The sequence below is a fragment of the Methanomethylovorans hollandica DSM 15978 genome, from assembly GCF_000328665.1.
GTDB classification, from domain to species: Archaea; Halobacteriota; Methanosarcinia; order Methanosarcinales; family Methanosarcinaceae; genus Methanomethylovorans; species Methanomethylovorans hollandica.
Genome location: NC_019977.1, coordinates 1065438 through 1090169, shown reverse-complemented (window position 1 = coordinate 1090169; position 24732 = coordinate 1065438). Strand labels below are relative to the sequence as shown.

Below are 24732 nucleotides of genomic sequence, written 5' to 3'. Positions count from 1 at the left end.
AAAAGAAAGATGATGCTTTTTTTCACCCGTCGTGAACAAACTGAATTATCTGCAATTCGTCATCATTACATAGCAGTGTATCGTCTGGAACTGTCTGCTCTTCTGTTGCACCTGAAAGCAATCTGACTTTCAGATGGCACGTTCTTTTTCATTTATGCTCTCTTTGGCTGTGTGCATCGTCCCAGCAATGTGCTTAGGCTATCACTTGAAACAATTCCTACCAGCTGATTGTGTTCATCAACTACAGGAAGAGCTGAAATGGCTTTTTCTTCCATCAGCTTGGCAACTTTGGCAATGGATTCTTCAGGAGTTGCAGTAAATACATGACGGGAGATGATCTGATCAAGGTCCTGATATCCGCAGGCCACAGCCTTGGCTATGTCCCAGGAGGTGACAATGCCTGCAAGCTGGCCGTCGTTTCCTATAACAGGCAGATGGTTCACTCCATTCTCTATCATTATCCTGGCGGCATCGTTAATAGAAGACTGCCCATTGATGGTCGGACTGGCCGCCATCACATCGTGGACCAGTAACCTGTCAAGGAACTGGAGAATCATATAGTTCAGCTGTCCAGACTCCAGCAGGAAAGCATCATGACCATAGTTAGAGCGTATCTCACAGTACTGCACCTCAATATCGTTAGCAGTCAATGCACTTACGATTTCCTCTGACTGATATGGCGGATAAAGCCAGTCAGAAGTCACCGAGATCACCAGAAAGGCAGATCCAGCTTTTGAAAATCCCTCAGCCAGAGAACCATTAACACTAAGATCAAAATAATCTATGGCTTTTGTGATATACAGGTAGGAATTCGCATCGAACCTTCTGGTAAATGATTCCCCCTGATGGTGCAAATAACTTTGAACCTGGAACTCAGTGGAGAAATCATATCCTATTGCCTCTTTGTTCTGCAGATTCCGGCCAAATTTGTTGTGCATTGAGGCATCCGACAGGTAGGTAATATGCCCTATCATCCGCGCAAGTGCCAGACCGTTTTCCGGGATAGTACCACTGGAGTATTCTCCTTTGTTCCATTTGGGATCGGACATAATGGCCTGCCTGCCTACTTCATTGAAAGCTATCTGCTGGGGAGTGGATCTGGCTGTTGTCGCTATTGCAACAACCTTGCGTACCATTTCCGGATAGGAGACCGACCACTGTAAAGCCTGCATGCCACCCATTGATCCTCCCACCACAGCCAGAAGCTGTTGTATACCAAAGTGATCAATAAGACGTTTCTGCAGGTTAACTATGTCCCCAACAGTGATTATGGGAAAAGAAAGATCGTATCTTTCTCCGGTTTTCGGGTCAATGGATGCCGGTCCTGTTGTGCCGTTGCATCCTCCGAGTATGTTGGAACAGATAACAAAATAATCATCTGTGTCCAGTGATTTACCCGGACCGATGATCGCATCCCACCACCCCGGTCGGTCCTCCCCCACATGATAACCCGCAGCATGAGCATTCCCGGAAAAAGCGTGGCAGACAAGGATCGCATTGTTCTTCTCTCTGTTTAGCCTGCCGTAGGTTTCATAGGCTATCGTAACAGGACTAAGGCGTGCACCACTTTCAAGGGACAGTGGCTCATCAAATGTCAGGTGTTCTATTCTTGTTATACCGACCGATCTGTGCATGTTCACACCTTTTCAAGGGCCTGCTCAAGGTCTGCGATGATATCTGCAATGTCCTCGATACCTATGGAGAGACGTATATAATCCGGCGTAACGCCTGTAGCCATCTGTTCTTCCGGTGTCAGCTGCTGGTGCGTGGTGGTAGCCGGGTGGATGACAAGGCTCTTAGAATCACCAATGTTAGCAAGATGTGAGAACAGCTTAAGCTGGTCGATGAAACGTTTTCCAGCTTCTGCACCACCCTTTACACCAAATCCCATGAGTGCACCATAGCCTCCTTTGAGATACCTGGATGCAAGCTCATGGCTTGGATGGTTCGGTAAACCCGGATAGTTCACCCATGATACCTTGGGATGCACGGATAGATACTCCGCCACCCTAGAGGCATTCTCTGAGTGCCTTGGTATCCTCAGATGCAATGTCTCAAGCCCCTGTATTAACAGGAAAGAATTGAATGGAGAGATGGCAGCACCTGTATCCCTGAGCAGCTGCAGCCTTACTTTGAATATGAACGCTACGTTACCAAGTCCCGGGAAGTCGGAGAAGGTGTCCCAGTACTTAAGACCATGATAACTGGGATCAGGTTCCGTTAGTTCCGGGAATTTGCCGTTGTTCCAGGCAAACTTGCCGGAATCCACGATCGAACCACCGATGGAAGTCCCGTGTCCTCCTATGAACTTTGTAGCAGAGTGTACAACAATGTCTGCTCCATGCTCAATGGGCCGCACAAGTCCTACAGCAGTCGTATTATCCACAACAAGTGGCACTCCGGCCGCATGAGCAATATCTGCAATTACCTGGAAATCGGGAATATCCAGTTTGGGATTACCTACAGATTCAATGTAGATGGCTCGTGTCCTTGCGTTGACGGCCTTCCTGAAAGCATCGGGGTCAGCGGAATCCACAAAAACAGCTTTCCTGCCCAGCTTTGGGAAAGTGTAGTTGAGCAGTTCGTATGTCCCCCCGTAAAGATTGTTACCGGATACGATCTCATCACCTGGCTGTGTAATAGCTAACAGGGCATAGGTTATAGCCGCTGAGCCGGATGCAACGGCAAGTGCACCTGTGCCACCTTCGATGGCAGCTATGCGCTTCTCCAGCACATCCGTTGTCGGGTTCATGATCCTGGTATATATGTTTCCAAGTTCCTTGAGAGCGAAAAGATCAGCAGCGTGATCGCTGTCACGGAAAACATAAGATGTTGTCTGATATATGGGTACAGCACGTGCTCCTGTTGTCGGGTCCGGTTTCTGTCCGGCATGCAGTGCAAGTGTTCCTAATCTGTAATTTTGTGTTGTCATAATATTCGCAATTTTCATCTGATTAAATGGGATTGATCGACCGAACAAAAGCTGAGACCCGGATTCTAACCGGGATGGTTACAACAAACCTGAAATGGCAATGTTCTTCTTATAACTGGCATAAATATCTTCATATTCTATTCATTATTTACTTCATATTCTACTCGTTATTTAGCGTTTTCTCTTTCACAATGAAACATAACTGCATCTATGGAAGCTACTTACCATATTTCAGAGATAACTCCGGGGTTAAGGAACGCAAAGTCATGAATGATATCTATGCAAAAAAATACGGATCAATTGATCAACTTCAAGTTCCGATGTCGAAAAAAAGAATAGAATTAATTGACAAAAGAATATCATGTGAACGGTAATGCTCTGTCATCAGATCACTCCATGATAACGGAAAAAGGAGTAGTACGCAAGTACTGCTGTGGCCATTGTTATCAGTGTGGTGACAATTTGTGTCATTTCTGTTTCGTGTCCGTTTATTTCTATCATGATTTATCATGATGCATACCACACCAACTATACTTATAGTTTACGCATCTTCAATGATTAATAGTGATATATTCTTTGAAGTTCCGAGCTTTGAAATTCATAAGAGCAACTAAATATCTTCCAGATCCTTACTTATAATCAGAATGCTCGTATCCGAGGTAATAAAATGAACTATAGACTGACAATAGTGTTGTTGGTAACTTTGGTCCTTTTGATCGGTATGTCTGTGGCAGCAGCAAGACCCACTTATTTTGTAGCCTTCAAACAAAAATACAACACAGATAGCACAAAGCTTGATTCGTGTAACACCTGCCATACTTCAGGCGGAGGGTCCCCCAGAAATCCATATGGTATTGCATTTTCTGAAAGTGGAAGGAACTTTGCATCGATAGAGAACTTTGATTCGGACAACGATGGTTTCACAAATCTTGAAGAGATCAATGCTCTGGCCTTTCCGGGAGATCCTAAAGACTATCCGCAGGGTGGTCCACAGGATGGTCCTCAGACATCATCCGGAACAATAGCCAACGAAACTAAGCAACAACAGACCACTGAAATTACAGATGATAGTCGTGAGGATCCAAGCCCCGAATTTCCTGTAAATGCCACCACAGAAGTACCGAAGTCTCCGGGATTTGAAGCTATACTTGCAGTTCTTGGTTTCTCTATCATTAAAGGTCTGAAGAGAAAAGATTGGTCATAATTAATTAAGAGAACATATATTGGAGTTTTGGAGAAAAAATTAAAAAAAGAAGCAAATAGTTATAATAATAATTATAGTGTAATGAAAAATATATTTCTCATTCTTTTTTTGACTTTTCTGTAAGTCCTCCTATCCACAAGGTCATTAAGACTGCAAGGATAGTTACAAAAACTGCATATGCCCATATACCCGATGCAGCAAGGAAATAAAGTGCTCCTCCCTCTGCGAACAATGACTTTATAGCATCGTTCCATGCCAGAGCAGCTATCAGCCCAAACGCTGCAGTTATAAGAGCAGCTAATTGATCAATTACTTCTTGTTTCAAAAAAATCCTCCTTTAACGTTAAAGAATGCTATTATTTGCTTTCAATGAATTTAAATATTGTCCATATCTTTTTTAAGGAACACTTATCTGAAGCATCTTGTGGAGCAAAACCCCCAGACCATATAAACAAGCAATAATAAGGCAGATATTTTGCTGAAGAATGCGTTGCATATGACATTCCTGTAAAAGTAAAAGAGCTTTTTATAAAAAACAGAAAATCATAGGTATTGAAAAGTAATTAAGAAAAAAAATAAATCATACGCCTTCCTGGCATACGATCTTACTTCTCAACAACCCGTTTATACAATCGTGCCTGGAAACCGTGATACTTGGCGAAGCCTTCGGCATCCTTCTGATCGATGGAAGACGTGTCGAAGGATACGAGATCCTCGGAGTACAGAGCATATGGCGATGTACGTGCCAGGGGTGTGACACTGCCCTTATAGAGCTTCAGGGTGACAGTACCTGTAACACGTTCCTGGGTCTTGTCGATGAAAGCGTTCAGGTCTTGGTACAAGGGTTCGTCCACAAGACCGGAATAGGCAAGCTCGGACCACTGCTCATCCACGCTCTTCTTGAACTTCAGCTCAAGCCTTGTAAGCACCAGTTTCTCCAGATCCCTGTGGGCTGTGAGCAATACAGTAGCAGCAGGGTGTTCATAATTTTCCCTGGCCTTAAGTCCCAGCACACGGTCCTCGATCATATCAGTACGGCCCACGCCATGGGAACCAGCGATTTTGTTAAGCTGCTCTATAAGCTCCACACCACCAAGGTTCCTGCCGTCCAGGGACACTGGTACACCCTTCTCAAAGCCGATCACAACGGTCTGAGCTTCAGGTGCCTTCTCTGGGGATACTGTCCACTGATATATTTCCTCAGGAGGGATGAAAGCCGGATCTTCCAGCTTACCACCCTCGATGCTGCGACTCCAGATGTTCTCATCAATGCTCCAAGGCTTGGCACTGGTGACTGCTACGGGGATACCGTGCTGCTTTGCATAGTCGATCTCCCACTCACGGGTGAGGTTCATATCCCTCATGGGTGCCACAACATCCAGACTGGTGAGCCTGAAAACAGCCTCGAACCTTAACTGGTCGTTACCCTTACCTGTACAGCCATGAGCAAGTGCCACTGCACCCTCTTTCTCTGCAACTTCCACGACCTTCCTGGCAATGAGCGGACGGGCCACGGAAGTGCCCATCACATAACCCTCATAGTCACCATTAGCCTTGATCAGAGGGAAGATGTAATCCTTCACAAACTCTTCCCTGGCATCGATGGTATAGTGTCCGTCACTGATCTTCTTTGCCTTTTGTTCAGCTTCCAGTACTTCCTGCCTGGGCTGCCCGACATCCACGGACACTGTAATGACCTTATCGTAACCGTATTCTTCCTTGAGTATGGGGATGCATACGGAAGTATCCAGTCCCCCTGAATAAGCGAGCACTACTTTCTTTGACATGATATCCTTCCTCAGAATATACCTGGAATTAAGACTATATATATAAAAAGGGTATCCTTAATTAAGGATCTCCCTGTGGTATTCGTTGATGGACTTGGTGATCATTTCACCGGCCTTCATAGACTTAATGGCCTTGGCTGCAGCGATAGCAGCCTGGATGGTGGTGATGTACGGTATCTTGAAGTCCACAGCAGCCCTGCGTATCATGTAACCGTCCTTACGGGCCTGCTTGTTGATAGGCGTGTTGATGACCAGGGAAACTTCGTTCCTGCGCATCATATCGATAACATTGGGACTGCCCTCACGTACCTTTTTAATGATGTCCATTTTAATTCCGTGTTCTGCAAGGTATTGAGCAGTTCCGTCAGTGCCTATGAGCTCTATACCGGCATTCTTTAGTATGCGGGCAACCTCCACAAGCTGCTCCCTGTCTGCTCCCCGGATGGACATGAAGACCTTTCCGGTAAGAGGCAATAGGTTATCCGCACTGAGCTGCGCCTTGAAGAAAGCACGTCCATAGTCATAGTCTATGCCCATGACCTCACCTGTACTCTTCATTTCAGGGCCCAGCACCGGATCTGCTCCCGGTAGCTTGTCGAAAGGTAACAGTACTTCCTTGACAGATACATGGTTCACCTGGGGTTCCTTATCAAGGTTGTAACCCATATCTTTCAGAGAATGACCTATGATGACCTTTGCGGCGATCTTCGCAAGCGGAAGACCTACAGCCTTGGAAACAAAAGGTACTGTCCTGCTTGAACGTGGATTTGCTTCCAGCACATACACAGTACCGTTCTGTTTTGCCATCTGGATGTTCAGCAATCCCTTCACGTTCAATGCCAATGCGATCTTGCGTGTGTAGTCCCTCACAGTTTCCAGTGTCTCTTCATCAAAGGACTGAGGAGGTATCACACAGGCAGAGTCACCGGAATGCACACCTGCTTCCTCAATATGCTCCATGATAGCTCCGATGAGCACATTCTTGCCGTCGCACACAGCATCTACATCGATCTCCAAAGCGCTTTCCAGGAAATCATCTATCAGAATTGGGTGCTGTGGAGAAACCCTTACTGCCTCACGCATGTACCTTTCCAGATCGTTCTGGTCGTATACTATTTCCATAGCCCTGCCTCCCAGCACATATGAAGGCCTTACGAGTACAGGATATCCAATACGGGCAGCAACTTCAAAAGCATCTTCCTGAGAAGTGGCATAACCCGCTTCAGGCTGATTGATACCAAGCTGCTTCATCATAACGTTGAACTTCTCCCTATCCTCTGCAACATCCATGTCAGCCGGAGAAGTACCCATTATCACCGTCGGAAGATCTGTGCGCCTCTTGAGTTCCTTTTCCAGAGGTATTGCCAGGTTCACAGAGGTCTGGCCGCCGAACTGTACCAGTACTCCATCCGGCCTTTCCCTGTCAATGACGTTCATTACATCCTCAAGAGTAAGAGGCTCAAAGAAGAGCTTATCAGAAGTGTCATAGTCAGTAGATACGGTTTCCGGGTTATTGTTGATGATATGGGCTTCTATACCCTCTTCCCTGATAGCTGTAACAGCGTGCACGGTACAGTAATCGAACTCAATGCCCTGACCGATCCTGATGGGACCTGCACCCAGAATCAGGACCTTCTTCCTGTCGGAAGGATTTGTTTCACACATCTGCTCGTAGCATGAGTAATAATAAGGAGTCTCAGCTGCGAACTCGGCGGAACATGTGTCCACCATCTTGTAAGTGGCAATGATCCCTTCATTACGTCTAAGGTCATTGATATCTGCCCTTTTCCTGCCTGTAAGTTCTGCAATGCGTTCATCAGTGAATCCCATGCGCTTGCTTTTTCTTAGCAGATCCGTCGGTATATCACCCTTAGAACCAGCATGCTCAAGCATATTTTCCATATCGACGATATTCCTGATCTTCCTGAGGAAGAAAGGGTCGATAGATGTGAGCTCTACGATCTCCTCCACTGAAAAGCCTGTGGCCAGAGCTTTGTAGATAACAAACAGCCTTTCGCTGGTCGGAGTTTTCAGAAGAGCAGGGACCTCATTTTCATTCCATTCCCCTTTGCCAAAGCACATGTCAATGTCCAGGGACCTTATGGCCTTAAGCATTGATTCCTCAATGGTCCTGCCGATGGCCATTACCTCTCCTGTGCTCTTCATGGCTGTGGTCAAGGTCTTATCTGCCGTCACGAACTTATCAAATGGCCAGCGCGGGATCTTGGTAACAACGTAGTCTATGGTAGGTTCGAAGGATGCAGGGGTTTTCTTTGTGACATCGTTGAGTATCTCGTCCAGAGCCATACCTATTGCGATCTTTGCAGTGACCCTTGCTATTGGATAGCCTGTGGCCTTGGATGCCAGGGCAGATGAGCGCGATACACGGGGATTGACTTCCACTATCCTGTATTCCCCATCCTTCACAGCGAACTGGATATTACAGCCACCTTCGATCCCCAATGCACGGATGATCTTAATGGCTGCAGTTCTGAGCATCTGATGTTCTTCATCATTAAGTGTCTGGGAAGGTGTGACCACGATGGACTCACCTGTGTGGATACCCATGGGATCGATATTCTCCATGTTACATATTACGATACATGTATCATTAGAGTCCCTCATGACCTCGTACTCGAACTCCTTCCAGCCCAGTACACTTTCTTCTATAAGCACCTGGCTGATGCGACTGCGTCGAAGTCCTCTTTCAGTTATTTCCAGAAGCTCCTCGCGGGAACGGGCTATACCGCCTCCGGCACCTCCCAGCGTATAGGCCGGCCTGATGATAAGAGGCAATCCCAGCTCATCAATGAGCCCTTCTGCTTCTGCAAGTGTGGACACTGCCTTACTGCGTGGCACCTTTTCACCGATGCTCTCCATTGTTTCCTTGAACAGTTCACGGTCCTCAGTGTTCTTAATAGCCTGGAGCGGTGTGCCCAGCAGTTTTACGCCGAACTTCTCGAAGACGCCCATCTCAGCAAGCTCACTGGTTATGTTAAGACCCGTCTGGCCACCTATACCTGCAATAATGCCATCGGGCCTCTCCTTTTCAATGATCTTGGCTACTGTTTTTGGCTCAAGTGGCTCTATATAGACAGCATCTGCCATTTCGGGATCTGTCATAATAGTAGCCGGGTTGGAGTTGACCAGCACCACTTGCAGTCCCTCTTCCTTAAGGGACCTGCATGCCTGGCTGCCTGAAAAGTCGAATTCTGCAGCCTGGCCGATGGTGATAGGACCTGAGCCTATGAGCAATACTTTCTTAATATCTGTCCTTTTGGGCATTATTACTCACCTTCCAGGAGCTTGAGAACTTTACCAAAGAATATCTTCTCCGTATCCATAGGACCCGGATGTGCATCGGGGTGATACTGCACACTGAACATATCAAGATATTTGTGGGCTATACCTTCCACCGTCTTATCGTTGGTATTGACCTGTGTGACAATCACATCTTCAGATCCAAATGAATCGCCGTCCACTGCAAAACCGTGGTTTTGAGAAGTGATGTGTACTATACCCGTTTCTAAATCCTTGACAGGCTGGTTAGCTCCCCTGTGTCCGAATTTCAGCTTGTAGGTTTCGGCACCTAGCGCCCGGGACAATATCTGATGTCCCAGACATATGCCCACAATGGGCAGTGTTCCTGAAAACTTCTTTACAGCCTCAACCGCGTTCTTTGCCTGCTTCGGATCTCCTGGCCCGTTGGAAAGGAAAAGCATATCAGGTTCGTATGATTCTATCATTGAAATACTTGCATTCGCAGGCACCACTGTGATGTCAATACCCCTCTTGAGGAGGCTTGTGGTGATGCTGCGCTTCATACCCATATCCATAAGCACAACATGTTTTGGATTGTAAGGGTCCCGCAAGGGACTTTCCAGCCTGTAAGGTTCCGGACAGGTTACCATTGATATGTAGTCCAGTTCTGAGATGTGGGGCTGTTTCCTAGCAAGCTTCACAGCTTCCTCCCCATCGTCGCTGCCATTGATGAGAGCTGCACGCAGAGTACCATGCTCACGCGTCTTTATTGTAAGCATGCGCGTATCCACACCGGCTATACCGGGTTTGCCCTCGTCCTCCATAAGCTGGAAAATAGTACGCTTTGATCTGTAATGAGAGGGCTCAGGACAGGATTCCCTGACCACAAGGCCTTCGGCCTTGACCCCGTCAGATTCAAAACAATTGTTGCTAACACCGTAGTTGCCGATTAATGGATAAGTGAACATCAGAATCTGCCCTTTATACGAAGGGTCAGAAAGCGCCTCCTCATAACCTGTATATTGAGTAGTAAAAACCAGTTCTCCAGAAACTATGCCTTCAGCACCGAACCCGGTGCCTTGAATAATCGTTCCATCTTCTAATCCTAATACTGCCTTCATTGTAAGAACCTGGGTATACATGAAATGAATAGGCTATAAGTATTGCGATGGTAAAGTAACTTCCGCATAATACTAATATATATACCTTTCTCAAAGTCCTCAAAAAGTTAAATTGAATCAAAAAAACCGACTTTTTTTAGGAATCTGCGTATCATAAATATCACAAATACAAGCACCACCATAAAGACAGCACCTATGACAGTAGCAGGCCTTTCTGTCAATACCTGATCCGATGCATAGACCAGTTTTTTCCCATCCACACCCCATGTAGGACTGTCCTCGTTCACACCTCTTGTGACCTGTACATCTTCAATTACTGGTGAACATGTAGCAGTACCGCATAATAGAATGAACAACGATAAAAAAAAAAGAAAATCAGAGCAGAGTGATTTATAAACAAGATTAATATGTTTAACATATAACATTAATTAAATTATATACTTAACGACTTATTAATTTTTTGTTTGAGGATATCACTCAATATTTTACCGTCTACTTTGCCTCTGAACTCAGCCATCACCACACCCATAAGCGGACCCACGGCAGCCATGCCTTTTTCTTTCACAAAGTCCTGCCTTTCATGGATCATAGTATCAATGAACTGTTCGACATCGGCAGTATCACTGCCCGAAAGCCCTGCTTCGGCAGCAGCCTTCTGTGCAGAAATATCTGGCCTCTGTGCAAGTATTCTAAGCACAGGATCAATGCCTTCTCTGGAAAATGCAGCCTGTTCCACGAGAGAGAACACCTGTCTGAAATGCTCATCACAGAGTCTGTCGATGTCCGCACCATCACGTTTCAGCTCCGGCAGCATACCCGTAAGAGTACGGGAGATAAGGGTGGGTGTCACGATCTTCCCATCCTGGAAACGTGCGACCAGTTCCTCGAACAGAGGGAGATACGACGAATACACGATCATATCAGCAAGTTCGCCACTTAAGTCCAGCTCAGCAGTGAAACGCTTTGACTTGTCCGTGAGCAGTTCTGGAACAGGGAGGCTTGCAAAATGCTCCATTGAAATATCCGCCTGGGGCACATCGGTCTCAGGGTACATCCTTGCAGCCCCCGGCAGAGGCCGCAGGTAGGAGCTGTTACCATCAGGAAGTGCTTTACGTGTCTCTTCAGGCACACCCAAAAGAGCTTCATTTGCTCTTTTTATCACACTTTCCATAGCACCCCTGGCACGCTTCTCAACATCTGCCACCATTATGACCGCATCCCCATCCTTTGCACCCACTGCCTGGCGCAGTGCAAGCACCTCTGCCTCAGTAATACCATAATTTGGAAGTTCATCGGTGTGGAATATCCCACCAACTCCCGATGTCTTGGCACGGTCAGAGAACTCTGTACCAAGCCTTCTGCCAGGCTGGACTTCTCTGCCTACGAACCCGGCAAATCCCGGAAGCAATACAGCAAACACCTTGCCTTTCTTCAGAGATTTCTGTATGACCTTGGAAGTGGTCTTTTCAAAGACACCATTAACATCAAATATCTTATTACACACAGATGCACCTTTTGCCAGCAATGCATCCCTTATCTCAAGCAGGTTTGCCTGACGTTCCACTTCCCTCTCCACGAGCATTTCCAGGATATCCAGAGCCTGGACTCCTTTAAGCTCCACCCTGGCACCTTTTGCGATTGAAATATTGACATCCTGGCGGATAGTACCAAGACCGCGTTTTACCTTGCCAGTGGAACGCAGCAGCATTCCTATCTGCTGTGCCGTTTCTTTTGCATGTGCAGGTGATATGATATCCGGCGCAGTGCCTATTTCCACAAGAGGTATGCCCAGCCTGTCCAGGGAATATATCACCACATCCCCCTGATCCTCTATCTTCTGACACGCTTCCTCTTCAAGACACAGCACATCCACACCCACATGTCCTTGGGAAGTCTCTAGATAACCGCCCTTTGCAAGGAAAGCAGTACGCTGGAAACCGCTGGTGTTGGAACCGTCCACCACTATCTTACGCATTACATGCATCTGGTCAACGGGCTGCATATGCAGCAGTTTTGTGATCACAAGAGCAATGTCCAGAGCTTCCGGATTGACCTCGGTGGGTGGTTCGTCATCATTTTCCACAAGGCACGTGGAATCATAGGCCTTATAGCAGTATTTACGGTTGAGCTTGGACTGTTCCAGAGCCGCCCTGTCTGTCTCCCCCATCTCACTGGCTGTGGGGCGCAGGAACCTGAAAAACTCAGAAGTTGATTCTTTTATATCCCTTATTATCGTGGGGCACCTGCAGAACAGTTTCTGCTTTGAGTCCAGCTGCTGGTGGATCTCAAGCCCGCATTTCAAACCAAGAGCTCTGTAATCTAATTTATCAGCCATGTTATCAGCCATAAGAATTGATCCCCTTGAGGAATGTGATCTTGTCTACAACTTGGTGACCGTATAGTAAGGCAAGTATTAAGCATTGTTCCTTATTGTTCTTTTTTAAGTATCTGTTCCCTTATGCGAGCCCTCAGAGGCTCAACCTCTTCAGTCTTCTCCAGCATCCTGCGGATAGAAGTGCTGTTGAATACGGGCGTGACCTGTTCAAGCCGTGCTCTTGCAAGCGCCAGAAGATTACCGTCTATGCTGGGAAGTTCAACTTCCACATGTTCTCTGGGAAGTTCCGGTTCCACTTCCAGGGTACGGGATACATCGGGAAGATTACGTTTTCCTGTAACCATAGAATTAATGGCATCTTTCCACTGGCTGGCCCAGGGGCTGTCCGGTATTTCTGTATGGTGCACTAAGTGCCTTTCCACATGCATCACATCCTTCGGGCAGGCATTCACACAGGCACCACAATAAGTACACATATCCTGCTGAATGGAGATCTTGCCATCTTTTGACACATACCATAAATGTGATGGACAGACATTGAAACATCCATGACAGCCCTGAGGATCGCATTTGCTCACGTTAGGAGCAATGAGCGTGATCCTACCTTCAATAGGTTTCCTGATATCCATTGCATCATAAGGGCATACTATCTGGCACCAGGTACAGCGAGTGCATTTATTGTCATCGATGATTATCCTTCCGGCTACAGGAGGAGCTACACCTCTTTTCTCACCGACCACACGAATGGCTTCCTCTGGGCAAAGATCCTGGCAAAGGGTACAGTAATCGCATTTATCCTCATCCACCAGCAGCTGTTCGAAAGGTCTGACATCCGTAGGTGTCTTTTCTCTTTCAATGAGCAGGAATGCATCACAGAACCGTGCACACAGCCCACACAGGTTGCACTTCTCCGTGTCTATCTCTATCTGCCCTTCTATGCCTTCCTTAAAAGGCGAGACTTCAGCTTTGGTCGGCATATCCAGTTCAAGCCGGATAGCATCTTCAGGACATGCTGCCTCGCACAAGGCACAGGGAAGACACTTTTCATTGGCCCGGACAAAGTCGTCGTACTGCGGGAACTTTTCCTTTAAAGGAAAATCCCCTTTTTCGGTCATAGAGTATGCATGCATGGGACAGAACTGTACACACATGGAACAGAAAGTACACTTATCCAGATCCATGGTCACCGGAGGTGCATCCAGCCCCATGGAGATCTCCGTCATGGGCCCAAGTTCCAGAGCTTTTGTGGGGCAGAGACCTACGCAGATGCCACAACCTATGCACCGTTTGTAATCATAATCCAGTACTTTCCCGGACCTGTCGCTGATCTGCCTATAGATGAAGTGTGTACCATCCACATCCATTTCCTTTTCCAGGGACATGGATGTTTCATCACGGTCATCCGTCATTGTGCCCCTCCAGCAGCTCAGAACCTATGGGCCCTATCTCCTTAAGCTCATCCACGAAACTCTCTATGGACCTGGCAAATCTTTCACCTTCAGCTGCCGAGATCCATTCCACTTTCAGGCGATGGGGATCGATACCTATGTCCTCCAGCACTCCCTGCAGCACTTCCATCCTCTTTTTGGCACTGTAATTAGCAAAGATGTAATGACATTCACCAAGCCGGCAGCCCGCGACAAGTACACCGTCCGCCCCGCCCTTAAAGGCCTCCAGCACGAAATCCGGGTCCACGCGACCAGCACACATTACCCTGATAGCTCTGATATTGGTAGGATACTGTATCCTTGAAACGCCTGCAAGATCAGCACAGGTATAGCTGCACCAGTTACAGAGAAATGCTACAATAAGAGGGAACTCGGATTTTACTTCAGTGGCTGCCCGCACCTGAGCCAGGATCTGCTCATCAGTACTGTTACGCATCATGATGGCATCCGTGGGACAGGAGGCACTGCATGCACCACACCCATAGCATGAGACCTCATCTACCGTGGCTTTGCCGTTGATCACCTTGATCTTCCCGAACTGGCACACATCTTCACAAATTTTGCACCCTATACATTTCTCTTCGTCCACATGAGCACTTAGTGGGTCAGTTTCCAGCTCTCCCCAGGTAAGTAATTGCATGGTTTTGGCTGAGGCTGCCAGCCCCTGGGCAATAGCCGCCTGTATCTCTTTGGGACCGGAAGCACAACCCGCTATGTAAATTCCCTTCACATGAGAATCCACTGGCCTCATCTTGGGATGGGCAATCGCGAAGAAACGGTCCGTACGGCGGGAAAGATTAAGGACCCTGGAGATTTTATCAGCATCATCCGGAGCTTCCATTCCAGTGGAAAGTACTACAAGGTCATAGTATTCTTCTGTTACCTCGGAACTTAATGTATCCTCGAACCTCATGAACAGTTTGTTATTGAGATCCTGCTGTACCTCAGCCACTTTCCCCCTTATGAAATCAATACCCATAGACTGGGAACGGATGTAATACTCTTCATACATCTCCCCCGCAGCCCGTATATCTATGTAGTGGATAACGATCTCAATATCGTGATAACGTTCCTTGAGCAACTGGGCATTTTTCATGGCAGACATGCAGCATACACGTGAACAGTAAGGATTGCCCACAGTCTCATCCCTTGAACCCACACACTGTATGAATGCTACTTTCTTTGGTATTTGCCTGGTGGAAGGCACAAGCACTTTTCCCCTAGTGGGTCCGGACGCATTGAGCAGGCGTTCCAGCTCCATGTTGGTTATGACATCCGGGTAAACACCATATCCGTATTCCTCCTTGCGGGCTGCATCAAATATCTTATAGCCACTGGCAAGGATGATAGCACCCACTTTGATAGATATTGTTTCCTCTTTCATGTTGTAGTCAATGGCATCTGCAGGACAGGCCTGCATGCACAGTCCACAGCCTACACAGTAATCACTATCAATGTAAGCCACCTGGGGCACAGCCTGGGGAATGGGCATGTTTATCGCCTTGGTCCTGCCCATACCCATATCAAAACGGTTGGCCATTTCCACAGGACAGACCCTTGAGCATTCGTCCACGCATCCCTTGCATCTGTCCTCTATGACATATCTGGGTTTCTTTGTAACCGTTACCTGGAAATTACCTGCAAAGCCTCTTACCTCGGAAACCTCGGCCATGGTCATAAGATCGACGGACGGATGTTGCTGCACATCGGTCATCTTGGGTGCAAGCACGCAGATGGAGCAATCGTTCGTAGGAAACACCTCGTTGAGCAATGCCATTTTTCCACCGATCGTGGGTTCCTTTTCCACCATGTGTACATGATAGCCGCTGTCAGCAAGAGTTAGGGCGGCCTCTATGCCAGCGACCCCCCCGCCTATGATAAGTACACTCTTGTTGGCAGTTACTGTTTTTATCTGCAAAGGGTCCAGCAGCTTCAGGCGTGCGAGACCCATACGTATGAGGTCAAAAGCTTTCTGTGTTGCAAGCTGGGGTTCTGCCATGTGCACCCAGGAGCATTGTTCCCGGATATTCACCATTTCCAGCATGTACTTGTTAAGTCCTGCCTTCTGCAGCACTCGCCTGAAAGTAGGTTCATGCAGCTTAGGAGAGCAGGCTGCCACAAGGATATGATCAAGATCATGTGCCTTTATGTCCTCAGCTATGGAATCCTGGCCTGAATCCGAGCACATGAACTGCAGATCTTTCACAAGCACCACATCCTTTAGCTTGCTGACCTTCTCCTGCAGGCTATGCACGTTAATGACGTGTGCAATGTTCAGCCCGCAATGACAAATATAGACCCCTATGCGCATCTTGACGGCTCCGCTAAGACTTGATGATCTGAGTAAAGATATAGTTTTGGATGTGAGTAGCGAAAAAAGCTATGAATTGACTGGTACTCATCTTAGTTGAACCAAAATTAGCGAGAAACATTAGCTTACATGACAAACAAACTTAGATTGTAGAGAGAATTTTATATGTAGTCACTATTGCCTACTCCATGTTAGTAAATAATACTAATTATTTAGATTTTTTGTCAATTAATCCTTTCATTTCTTTGAAATGTTTGGGGTCTTCTACTTTAATTAAATCTAAAATATCTGTTAAAATAGAAGGTGTTTCATCTAAAAAAGATAAATCTTTTTCAGGATCATCTCTAATATAATCACTATGGGAATTTGCATCAGTATATCTTTGAATCCGTATCTTTTTTTCTTCCGTAATATCCAATTTATTAATTTGATTCCCAAAATTTCCAATCTCGCTAGGAACTCTAAATGCAAGAAATGCTTCGAGTAATCTCCTGCAAATATTTGGTAACAAATAATAATTCTCAAAATTCCCGTCACAATCTGTGGAGTTTTTGTAGACTAGGCTAAAAAGGTAATGATATTCTGAATTATATTCTTTTAACATATTATCAAGAGGTCGCAACTTTGCGACTCTCTGACCATCAACAACCATATTTTTCAACATATAATAACTGGAGTTAATAGAACGATTTCTACTAGCTTGACTTCTTCCGGCTTTCCACCAATTTTTCACTTCTTTAAAAAAAGAATGATTATGAGTTAATATAAATAACTGCAAAGCATCTTTTGTGCGATTTTTCATGAATCCAAAAGCATTGTAAAGAGCATTTGAATCCAAACTTGAGATAGGATCATCTATTACAATAATACCTTTTTTAATATCAAAATTTTTATCTTGAAGTGTCTTCAAGAAGTATATAAAAGATATAGCTGTTTTTTCTCCCTCACTTAAAGATTTAGCAACCTCACCAGATCTCTTAATCTGATAACCATTTTCTCTAATCTCAAATTTAATCTCATCTCGTCCAAGATAACTATGCAATTCTTCATTAATTTCTTCAGCCGGACGTAGGTGTTCGATGATTTGATTCTCTAATTCCTTAATTTTAGTATCAAGAATGTGAATAGTAGTATTTATTTCACGGAGTTGTTGGCTAATTTGATTTTGTTTAGCCTCTAGTATTAAATAATTATCTAAATTTTCTGCAACATAATGTTCTTCTAATTTAGTTTTTGACTTAGCTAGATCTTCAATAAAATTATTAGTTTTAGCATTATTTAATCGAATGATGCTATTAAGAATCCCTATTCCAGTTAGATCTATTTTTGAGATATCATCATTCATCTCAATTTTTTGAAAAGGATTTTTCTTTTTTTCTTCAATTTGGGTTAATAGCAAATCTAGATAATTAGAGTATTCTCTTAGTTTGTTCTCAAATTCATTTAAACTTAAAATATATTGGTCTCTATATTCAATGTAAAATTCAGTTTCATGTGGAAAATGTGTATTAGTAGCATTTTTATAAGAATAAATGTCCTTTTTGAGCGACTCAAGATCATTTATAAATTCATCATACTGGTCATTAAAATATTTTTCTAAACTTTCTATTACCTCTTTTTTCAATTCTTGTTCACAAAAAGGACAGCGGCCTGACTTTTCTTCATTGTATATCTTGAGACCACTACTCACCCACTCGTTTAATTCATTGTTAATTTGGAGCCTTTCAATGGTTTCTGAAACAACTGTTTTGTTCAACATAGGTTCTACAAAAGACTTTATTTCACTTTGAGAAAGAAGATTTAGTTTGACTTCATTTATTTTATCTTTTGGAGTGGATTCCTTTTTTCTCTTTAATTCATAAAACTCATTTTCAGTTAAGATTTTGTTTTTGTAATCTTGTTTTTTTAAAAACTCACATTTTGCTATAAATTCTTTTTTTGTATAGTTAGTATACCTATCTTTTTCACTCGTACGGTTACAATCTTTTATATTCTTTGCAATAGATGTGCACAGCTTGTCTTTTTCGGTAGTTATTTTATTTAACGTATTTGCAAGATCATTTTTTTCAATTTCAATTTGATTTCGTTCTGTAGTAAGCCTAGTAATTTCATTTTGTTTTCGTATGTCTTCTTTACCAAGAAAAAATATCGGACTAACATCCTGTTTAGGATTGAAAACATTTTCGCTAACAAAATCCTGATTGAAAACTTTAATCATTAATGACAATCGATTAAAATTCTTCTCGGTAATTATTTCATCATTTATTTGTAACTGTAACCCAGAACAGTCAGGAAACAGTTTTCGTTCTTCAAGCTGACGGAAAACATTTGAAAGTGTGGTTTTTCCTGAGCCATTCCAACCATAGATTAAATTGTATTTACTGAATTCTTCTAAATCATCCGACCATAAAAAATGCTTAAAAATGCGAAAATCATCTATTTTTTGTATTTTCTTTATCACAATCATCCCTCACATTTTTAAGCGTTAGATGGTACTTATTATTTTAAATAAGTTAATCAATGGTATATAAAATTTTGTCAAACTAGTTCAATGAATTCTACTAGTTTTATTTCCTAAAATTGACAGATCTGAATTTTTCTGAATATTCAACCTAAGCGTTTTTTAGCTAAAGGGAAAAAGATAGAAAGAATCAAGCATAAATAAATCTGCAAAAACCTACCAATTTCTGCCAAATTGGTAGTTTCTAAAACTGAACCATTGTGAAAAACACAAAGGAGAAAGAGCTTCATGTACAAATACAAGGGTTTCAGAAATTAACTGACATCAAAATCCCTTACTCAATATGAAGTGTGATCTAACCCTTCATGCATAAAGCAAATAGTTCTTATACAGGTGAAACATATTCCTTACTTACTAGTAAGTAAGTGCACGATCATGGAAGAGATGAACACTACCAAGCAACAGATACTCCATTACGGACGAAACTTTTTGCAATGCAGAGGCTACAATGGGTTCAGCTACCGGGATATTGCCCGGAAGCTTGGTATAAAGAATGCAGCCATTCATCACTATTATCCTCAGAAGGAAGACCTCGTTGCAACCATATTTGAAGGCATAAGGCAGCAATTTACTGAGGATACTGCCAGAATGAGCGGTTCTGGCTGCTCGGCCCGTGAACAGCTGCAATACTTCTTTGATTTCATGTTGAGTGAATTCGACGAAGGCCGTAGCATCTGTCCTATAGGTTCCGTTATCGTTGACTTTGAAGAACTTCCTGATAAGGTAAAGGAACAGCATTTATTGTTACTGGAAGATGTGCTGGCATGGTTTTCAGAGGTTCTGAAAACCGGCCTGGAAAAAGGTGAATTTAACTTTTCCGAACCTGTCGATCTGCGTGCAGAAGCTATACTTGAAACCTTGCTGGGTGCCAGGCAATTTGCCAGCATAAGGGGAAGAGGAACGCTCGAAAGATCGATCTCCCTGATAAGGTCCGACCTGGGATGGAAGGATTGACCTTCCGGAAAAATAACTTACTGAAAAATACAGCCTGACAAACCAATCAGATCTGGAGGAATTTAATGCCTACTATGACTATCATTTCATGCAAGATCATGCAGGATGAGATCATATGGATCCTTGAAAACGACCCTGCGATCAATGAGATCATTGTTGTTGACAATGAGAACATAGGGGAGTTTGTGGAAAAGCTCGATAGAACGAACATTGTCTACACAACACTTCCCCTTGGGAATATCTCTCCTGTCTGCGAAGCAGAAAATGAGTCCAAATACACTGTCCTGATCTATCTTATGGAACTGGGACTGCACAGGAGTCCTAAAGAGCTGAAAAAGAAAGTATATGAGACAGTCGAAGTTCTTGCTCCTTATTCTTCGGGCATCTTACTTTTTTACGGCTTATGCGGCAATGTACTTGGTAATATCGAAAAGGACTTTGCTGCCAATGCACTCTCATGCCCTGTGCATATCCTGAAAGACAATAAGGACAGGATCGTAGATGACTGTATAGGGGCGACCGTAGGGGGAGTGGATAACTACCTGAAGATACTTAAAAGCGTGAGTGATGCAGGGACTTATCTCTTTACACCCATGTATAGCAAAGGCTGGCGGGAACTGCTTGATATAAACAGCAGACTGCACGGTGATCCGGAAAAGGCATTACAAATGATGAAAAAGACCCATGAGATGATCGGATACAAGAGGGTAGCAAAGATCAATACAGGCCTTTCCTATACTGAGAATTTTGATGATGCAATAAAGGAATTCGCAGAAATATTCGATTTCGAGATACTGGAATTCAATAGTGGTAACCAGAAGATCTTTGAAGACTGCTACCAGCAGTTAAAAGCAGAGATCAAGGCATAATATTGATCGGAACTGCAAAAGCCATATCATATTGATATTTCACTCTATTATCACAGGCATCCCAAGAAATCTTCCATAGTGATCTGCTGCTGCGGAGAATTGCTCAAGTTGTTTATCAGTGAATTCAACAAATGGCTGAGGCCTGATAATAACAGAACCTCTTTTGAAAGTACGTCGCCATGTCCCTGCTATCCGGCCATCCATAACGATGGTCGAGCTGAACATGCCATTGTTCCAGGGAACTATCTGATGGGCATATTGTGGATGAAGTATGGCAGTTCTATCTTTATATCCCAGCATATACTCGTCAAAACCTGGCAGTAGATATATTCTCTGCATCTTTTCACACACATTTGCTGTATCTGATGGCATCCAATAGGTCTGACCATCCACTGTGAATTGTACCAGCTCTGATGCAACTGCTAAAAGACCGGCTCGTGCCTCAGTGATCTTAAGTCCCGACCACCATACGAAGTCCTGCAATGTAGCGGGTCCTCTGCTGGCAAAATATCGCCTCGCAAGTTCAGCCAGAGCCTGATCACGCCCTAATATCTTCTTTTTCGGCACCCACTCATCAAGTAGTACGAACGTTTGCTGCTTGCCATCCTGCGGACCAAAACAGATCAACCCTTCCAGGGCAGCCCACCACAGAATATGATAGCCACGTTGTCCGGTTGTGGAGATATGTGCTTTCTCAAGCAGTGCATATATATCAGATCTTGTCAGCTGCTTACCACCCTGCAATGCATTTAAAAAAATGTCTTTGCAGTGCGCAAAGGTCCCATTGTCAAGATCCAGCTGCTGATGCCTTGTAACACTGCCTGCAATAATACGCGGCGCCACCAATTCCAGAATCCAGTGAACGTCTTCAGCAGCCACAAAATGTAACGTACCCCGCATCAGCCATGTACGTACAATGGCCCTGTCTGCAATTGCTTTCTCCACATCTGCATCTGTAGCGTCTGGCAGTCTTAAGCCAATAGACCACTTGGCACCTGTATAATCCTGTGCCTGCATTGCCACAAGGTACTTGATCAATCCACCTGGAGAGTCACACCCTGTACCTGCTATCTGCTGGTTGTGCAATCGAAGGCTGGGAATGTTTAATAAGATCGTATCTCTTTTTGGACCTGTCACTTGTTAAATTCTGCTGAACCCGGATTTATGTGTTTCTCTGAAAGCATGTTCAGAGCATACATAGCACCTTATGGCATAACCCATACAGCTGCTATCCATTATCTTACCATCTTGCCATCGTTTTTATACACTTTCATGATATTAAATGCCTATTTTTTTATATATAGTAAAGTTAAAATACTATTAATATATTTATACAGCTACCGACTATTTGAGGTGTACAAAAATGGATAACATTTGTTCAGAATGTAATACCGACATTACAGAAGCAGAATACAATTTTTCCTTGCATAGATTTGACCGTCCTCTCTGCAGGGAGCATCAGAGATCACAATACATCGATAGTGAAGTCGTGAATGTTCAAACGTATGCTGACCATGAGAAAGGCATTGATTCTAACAATATTTCAGAAAAGGACAGTATGTTCATTGAAAATATTATAAAGGGCAAGATAGCTGAAACTCTTGTCGGGGAATTGTTCACATATTTAGGGTACGGCGTCTTCAGGTACAATATAGCGAACAGTCTTCCTGGAGTGATGCAACTGCTAAAAGAGGTACGTGCCGATGCTGCTACAAATATCAAACGAATGCCTGATCTCGTGATACAGCATCCACATAGTGGTGAAGTCTACTTTGCTGATGTCAAGTTCAGGAAGAACGAAACATTTACTTTTGATGACATTGGACCGGATTATCCATATGAGAACTGCTACTTTATCGTTGTGTCAAAGAAGCATATAAAATGCATAACGTATACTGAACTGAAAGAGGGCAAGGAGATAACTCCATCTTCACGTAACTATCTTGGTAACAGGAAGGAATTCGAGCTGGACAAAGATGTTATCATCAGGTTCTGTGACTTTGCAATCAAGTTCTTTGATGCAGTATAACATCCCCACATACATTTAAAGTAAACTGAACAAGTACAGGATAGGCTGTAATTAGTGTTTGAGAGAGGGTCTGCAGTTTGTTTTAAAGTATAGCATAACAGAAAATATAAATACAGTCTATCCTTCATACATTTCTTCTGGTTTTGTATAATAAATTCTCATAAATAGTGTCAGAGTATCCACTTGGAAACTACCTCCCTTATAAAGTAGTATCCACAATATACCGGTATCAAAAAGATATCAAATTATAAGGTGAAAATATGTTTTGTTACCAGTGTGAAGAAACCCTTAATGGAACAGGCTGCACAAAGAACGGAGTCTGCGGAAAGAAAGAAGATGTCGCTGATCTGCAGGATGATCTTCTGTACGTTCTGAAGAGTATTGCCTTCTACAACTCAAAGGCAAGGGCTAACAAGCTCAATGAGGCAAAAACCGATGAGTTCATTCTTGATGGTCTTTTTGCAACCGTCACAAATACCAATTTCTGCAAAGCAGATATTCAGTCCATGATCGATGAAGGCTTTGATATTAAGGATGGAATCAAAAAGAAACTTCTCAGTGCAAAGGTCATTGATGAGGGATCCAGCTCATCTTTCCCAAGATGGATAAAAGAAAAACTGCTAGGTGCCGGCCCGAAAGCCGGAGAGCCATTGCCCCTTGTAGCAAAGGTTACTGCTGAAAGCCTGACCAGCATAAACACAGGTATCTTTGCCACAGAGAACGAGGACATACGCTCCCTCAGGGAACTGCTGACCTATGGTCTTAAAGGCATGGCAGCATATGCCCACCATGCAAGAGTTCTCGGATACACAGATGACGCGATCTCCACTTTCACAGAGAAGGCTCTGCTGGCAACAATGGATGATGACCTGGGTGTAGCCGAGCTCGTTCCCCTGGTGCTGGAATGTGGTTCAATGGGTGTTACCACGATGGCTTTGCTTGATAAGGCAAACACTTCCACATACGGTAACCCTGAGCCTACAGCTGTGAACATCGGAGTGCGCAATAATCCGGGAATACTTATCAGTGGTCATGACCTGCGCGATCTGGAACAGCTACTTCAGCAAACCCAGGGAACAGGCGTGGATGTGTACACACATGGCGAGATGCTCCCCGCAAACTCATACCCTGCCTTCAAGAAATATGACAACTTTGTAGGCAACTATGGAGGTTCCTGGTGGAAGCAGAAAGAAGAGTTCGAGAAATTCAATGGTCCTATACTTATGACCACTAACTGTATCGTACCTCCCAAGGATTCTTATCTTGACCGCATCTACACCACAGGTGTCGTGGGTTTCGACGGTGTCAAACATATAACAGCAAACAAGGATGGAACAAAGGATTTCTCTGCGATCATTTCGCAGGCAAAGCAGTGTAAACCACCCGTACAGCTTGAAGAAGGCACCATCATGGGAGGATTTGCACACGTATCAGCTCTCTCCGTAGCTGATAAGATCGTCGCAGCGGTCAAAGCCGGACAGATCAAAAAGTTCCTGGTGATGGCCGGATGTGATGGCAGGCACAAGGAAAGGGATTACTATACTGAGTTCGCAAAGGCTCTGCCAAAAGATACTGTGATCCTGACAGCAGGTTGTGCAAAGTACCGCTACAATAAGCTGGACCTGGGGGACATAGGCGGTATCCCGAGAGTTATCGATGCAGGACAATGCAACGATTGTTATTCACTGGTCGTCATAGCCCAGAAGCTCGCAGAGGCATTCGGACTGAAGGACATAAATGATCTGCCGGTATCCTACAATATTGCATGGTACGAGCAGAAGGCTGTGCTTGTGCTGCTGGCATTGCTGAGCCTGGGTGTAAAGAACATCATGCTCGGACCTACCTTGCCGGCATTCGTTTCACCCAATGTACTCAATGTACTTGTGGATAACTTTAACATCAGGCCAAACTCAACTGTAGAAGAGGACATGAACGTCCTCGTCTAAATTTTTTTATGGTG

The 24732-nt window shown here is 44.4% G+C and carries 17 protein-coding genes; 5 read left to right on the top strand and 12 right to left on the bottom strand.

The window, feature by feature from the left end; translation table 11 throughout:
* Positions 1-152: 152 nt before the first annotated feature.
* Positions 153-1634, bottom strand: coding sequence for a homoserine O-acetyltransferase MetX (gene metX / locus METHO_RS05240; RefSeq protein ID WP_015324490.1), 1482 nt, complete (start codon positions 1632-1634; stop codon positions 153-155).
* 2 nt (positions 1635-1636) lie between these two features.
* Positions 1637-2932 (bottom strand): O-acetylhomoserine aminocarboxypropyltransferase/cysteine synthase family protein, encoded by a 1296-nt coding sequence (locus METHO_RS05235; protein ID WP_048831058.1) that lies wholly within the window; start codon positions 2930-2932, stop codon positions 1637-1639.
* A gap of 667 nt (positions 2933-3599) precedes the next feature.
* On the opposite strand from METHO_RS05235, the gene METHO_RS05230 reads away from it, so the two are divergent.
* Complete coding sequence (locus METHO_RS05230) at positions 3600-4136, top strand: hypothetical protein (RefSeq protein WP_015324488.1); 537 nt, start codon at positions 3600-3602, stop codon at positions 4134-4136.
* A 97-nt stretch (positions 4137-4233) separates the two neighbouring features.
* On the opposite strand, the gene METHO_RS05225 is transcribed toward METHO_RS05230, so the two are convergent.
* From METHO_RS05225 to METHO_RS05185, 9 genes are all read right to left on the bottom strand, one after another.
* Positions 4234-4461: a DUF5654 family protein gene (locus tag METHO_RS05225; RefSeq protein WP_015324487.1), complete on the bottom strand. Its 228-nt coding sequence runs from the start codon at positions 4459-4461 to the stop codon at positions 4234-4236.
* A gap of 280 nt (positions 4462-4741) precedes the next feature.
* A complete protein-coding gene (locus METHO_RS05220) occupies positions 4742-5923 on the bottom strand; it encodes an argininosuccinate synthase (RefSeq protein WP_015324486.1) in 1182 nt (393 codons plus the stop codon).
* A gap of 57 nt (positions 5924-5980) precedes the next feature.
* Positions 5981-9208, bottom strand: coding sequence for a carbamoyl-phosphate synthase large subunit (gene carB, locus METHO_RS05215; protein WP_015324485.1), 3228 nt, complete (start codon positions 9206-9208; stop codon positions 5981-5983).
* Positions 9209-9210: 2 nt separating this feature from the next.
* On the bottom strand, positions 9211-10305 hold the full coding sequence (carA, locus tag METHO_RS05210; RefSeq protein WP_015324484.1) for a glutamine-hydrolyzing carbamoyl-phosphate synthase small subunit: 1095 nt from the start codon (positions 10303-10305) through the stop codon (positions 9211-9213).
* A gap of 107 nt (positions 10306-10412) precedes the next feature.
* The gene (locus METHO_RS13590) at positions 10413-10661 is read right to left on the bottom strand and encodes a hypothetical protein (protein WP_172635185.1); all 249 of its coding nucleotides are present in this window, start codon (positions 10659-10661) and stop codon (positions 10413-10415) included.
* Positions 10662-10738: 77 nt separating this feature from the next.
* Positions 10739-12640, bottom strand: coding sequence for a Glu-tRNA(Gln) amidotransferase subunit GatE (gatE, locus tag METHO_RS05200; RefSeq protein WP_048831249.1), 1902 nt, complete (start codon positions 12638-12640; stop codon positions 10739-10741).
* Between the two features lie 92 nt (positions 12641-12732).
* Complete coding sequence (locus METHO_RS05195; protein WP_015324481.1) at positions 12733-14049, bottom strand: 4Fe-4S binding protein; 1317 nt, start codon at positions 14047-14049, stop codon at positions 12733-12735.
* Complete coding sequence (gene hdrA2 / locus METHO_RS05190; protein WP_015324480.1) at positions 14039-16399, bottom strand: CoB-CoM heterodisulfide reductase HdrA2; 2361 nt, start codon at positions 16397-16399, stop codon at positions 14039-14041. Before hdrA2 ends, METHO_RS05195 begins: the two co-directional genes overlap by 11 nt.
* Before the next feature lie 208 nt (positions 16400-16607).
* Positions 16608-18860: an AAA family ATPase gene (locus METHO_RS05185; protein WP_015324479.1), complete on the bottom strand. Its 2253-nt coding sequence runs from the start codon at positions 18858-18860 to the stop codon at positions 16608-16610.
* Between the two features lie 435 nt (positions 18861-19295).
* Here METHO_RS05185 and METHO_RS05180 point away from each other — a divergent pair, with 435 nt between their 5' ends.
* Positions 19296-19874 (top strand): TetR/AcrR family transcriptional regulator, encoded by a 579-nt coding sequence (locus METHO_RS05180; protein WP_015324478.1) that lies wholly within the window; start codon positions 19296-19298, stop codon positions 19872-19874.
* 65 nt (positions 19875-19939) lie between these two features.
* Positions 19940-20743 carry a DUF1638 domain-containing protein gene (locus METHO_RS05175; protein ID WP_015324477.1) on the top strand — a complete coding sequence of 268 codons (804 nt, stop codon included), beginning with the start codon at positions 19940-19942 and terminating at the stop codon, positions 20741-20743.
* 39 nt (positions 20744-20782) lie between these two features.
* Here the strand turns inward: METHO_RS05175 and METHO_RS05170 are convergent, their stop codons facing one another.
* Positions 20783-21880, bottom strand: a complete 1098-nt coding sequence (locus tag METHO_RS05170) for a winged helix DNA-binding domain-containing protein (RefSeq protein WP_015324476.1) — start codon at positions 21878-21880, stop codon at positions 20783-20785.
* Between the two features lie 226 nt (positions 21881-22106).
* On the opposite strand from METHO_RS05170, the gene METHO_RS05165 reads away from it, so the two are divergent.
* Positions 22107-22772, top strand: a complete 666-nt coding sequence (locus METHO_RS05165) for a hypothetical protein (protein WP_015324475.1) — start codon at positions 22107-22109, stop codon at positions 22770-22772.
* A gap of 260 nt (positions 22773-23032) precedes the next feature.
* Positions 23033-24718 (top strand): hydroxylamine reductase, encoded by a 1686-nt coding sequence (gene hcp, locus METHO_RS05160; protein WP_015324474.1) that lies wholly within the window; start codon positions 23033-23035, stop codon positions 24716-24718.
* Positions 24719-24732: the final 14 nt, after the last annotated feature.

Excerpts from the sequence above, each read along its gene's own strand:
- metX (WP_015324490.1), bottom strand. The coding sequence starts at position 1,634 with ATGCACAGATCGGTCGGTATAACAAGAATAGAACACCTGACATTTGAT.
- METHO_RS05230 (WP_015324488.1), top strand. The coding sequence starts at position 3,600 with ATGAACTATAGACTGACAATAGTGTTGTTGGTAACTTTGGTCCTTTTG.
- METHO_RS05235 (WP_048831058.1), bottom strand. The coding sequence starts at position 2,932 with ATGACAACACAAAATTACAGATTAGGAACACTTGCACTGCATGCCGGA.
- hcp (WP_015324474.1), top strand. The coding sequence starts at position 23,033 with ATGTTTTGTTACCAGTGTGAAGAAACCCTTAATGGAACAGGCTGCACA.
- METHO_RS05180 (WP_015324478.1), top strand. The coding sequence starts at position 19,296 with ATGGAAGAGATGAACACTACCAAGCAACAGATACTCCATTACGGACGA.
- carA (WP_015324484.1), bottom strand. The coding sequence starts at position 10,305 with ATGAAGGCAGTATTAGGATTAGAAGATGGAACGATTATTCAAGGCACC.
- METHO_RS05175 (WP_015324477.1), top strand. The coding sequence starts at position 19,940 with ATGCCTACTATGACTATCATTTCATGCAAGATCATGCAGGATGAGATC.
- METHO_RS05220 (WP_015324486.1), bottom strand. The coding sequence starts at position 5,923 with ATGTCAAAGAAAGTAGTGCTCGCTTATTCAGGGGGACTGGATACTTCC.
- gatE (WP_048831249.1), bottom strand. The coding sequence starts at position 12,640 with ATGGCTGATAAATTAGATTACAGAGCTCTTGGTTTGAAATGCGGGCTT.
- carB (WP_015324485.1), bottom strand. The coding sequence starts at position 9,208 with ATGCCCAAAAGGACAGATATTAAGAAAGTATTGCTCATAGGCTCAGGT.
- hdrA2 (WP_015324480.1), bottom strand. The coding sequence starts at position 16,399 with ATGCGCATAGGGGTCTATATTTGTCATTGCGGGCTGAACATTGCACAC.
- METHO_RS05195 (WP_015324481.1), bottom strand. The coding sequence starts at position 14,049 with ATGACGGATGACCGTGATGAAACATCCATGTCCCTGGAAAAGGAAATG.
- METHO_RS05165 (WP_015324475.1), top strand. The coding sequence starts at position 22,107 with ATGGATAACATTTGTTCAGAATGTAATACCGACATTACAGAAGCAGAA.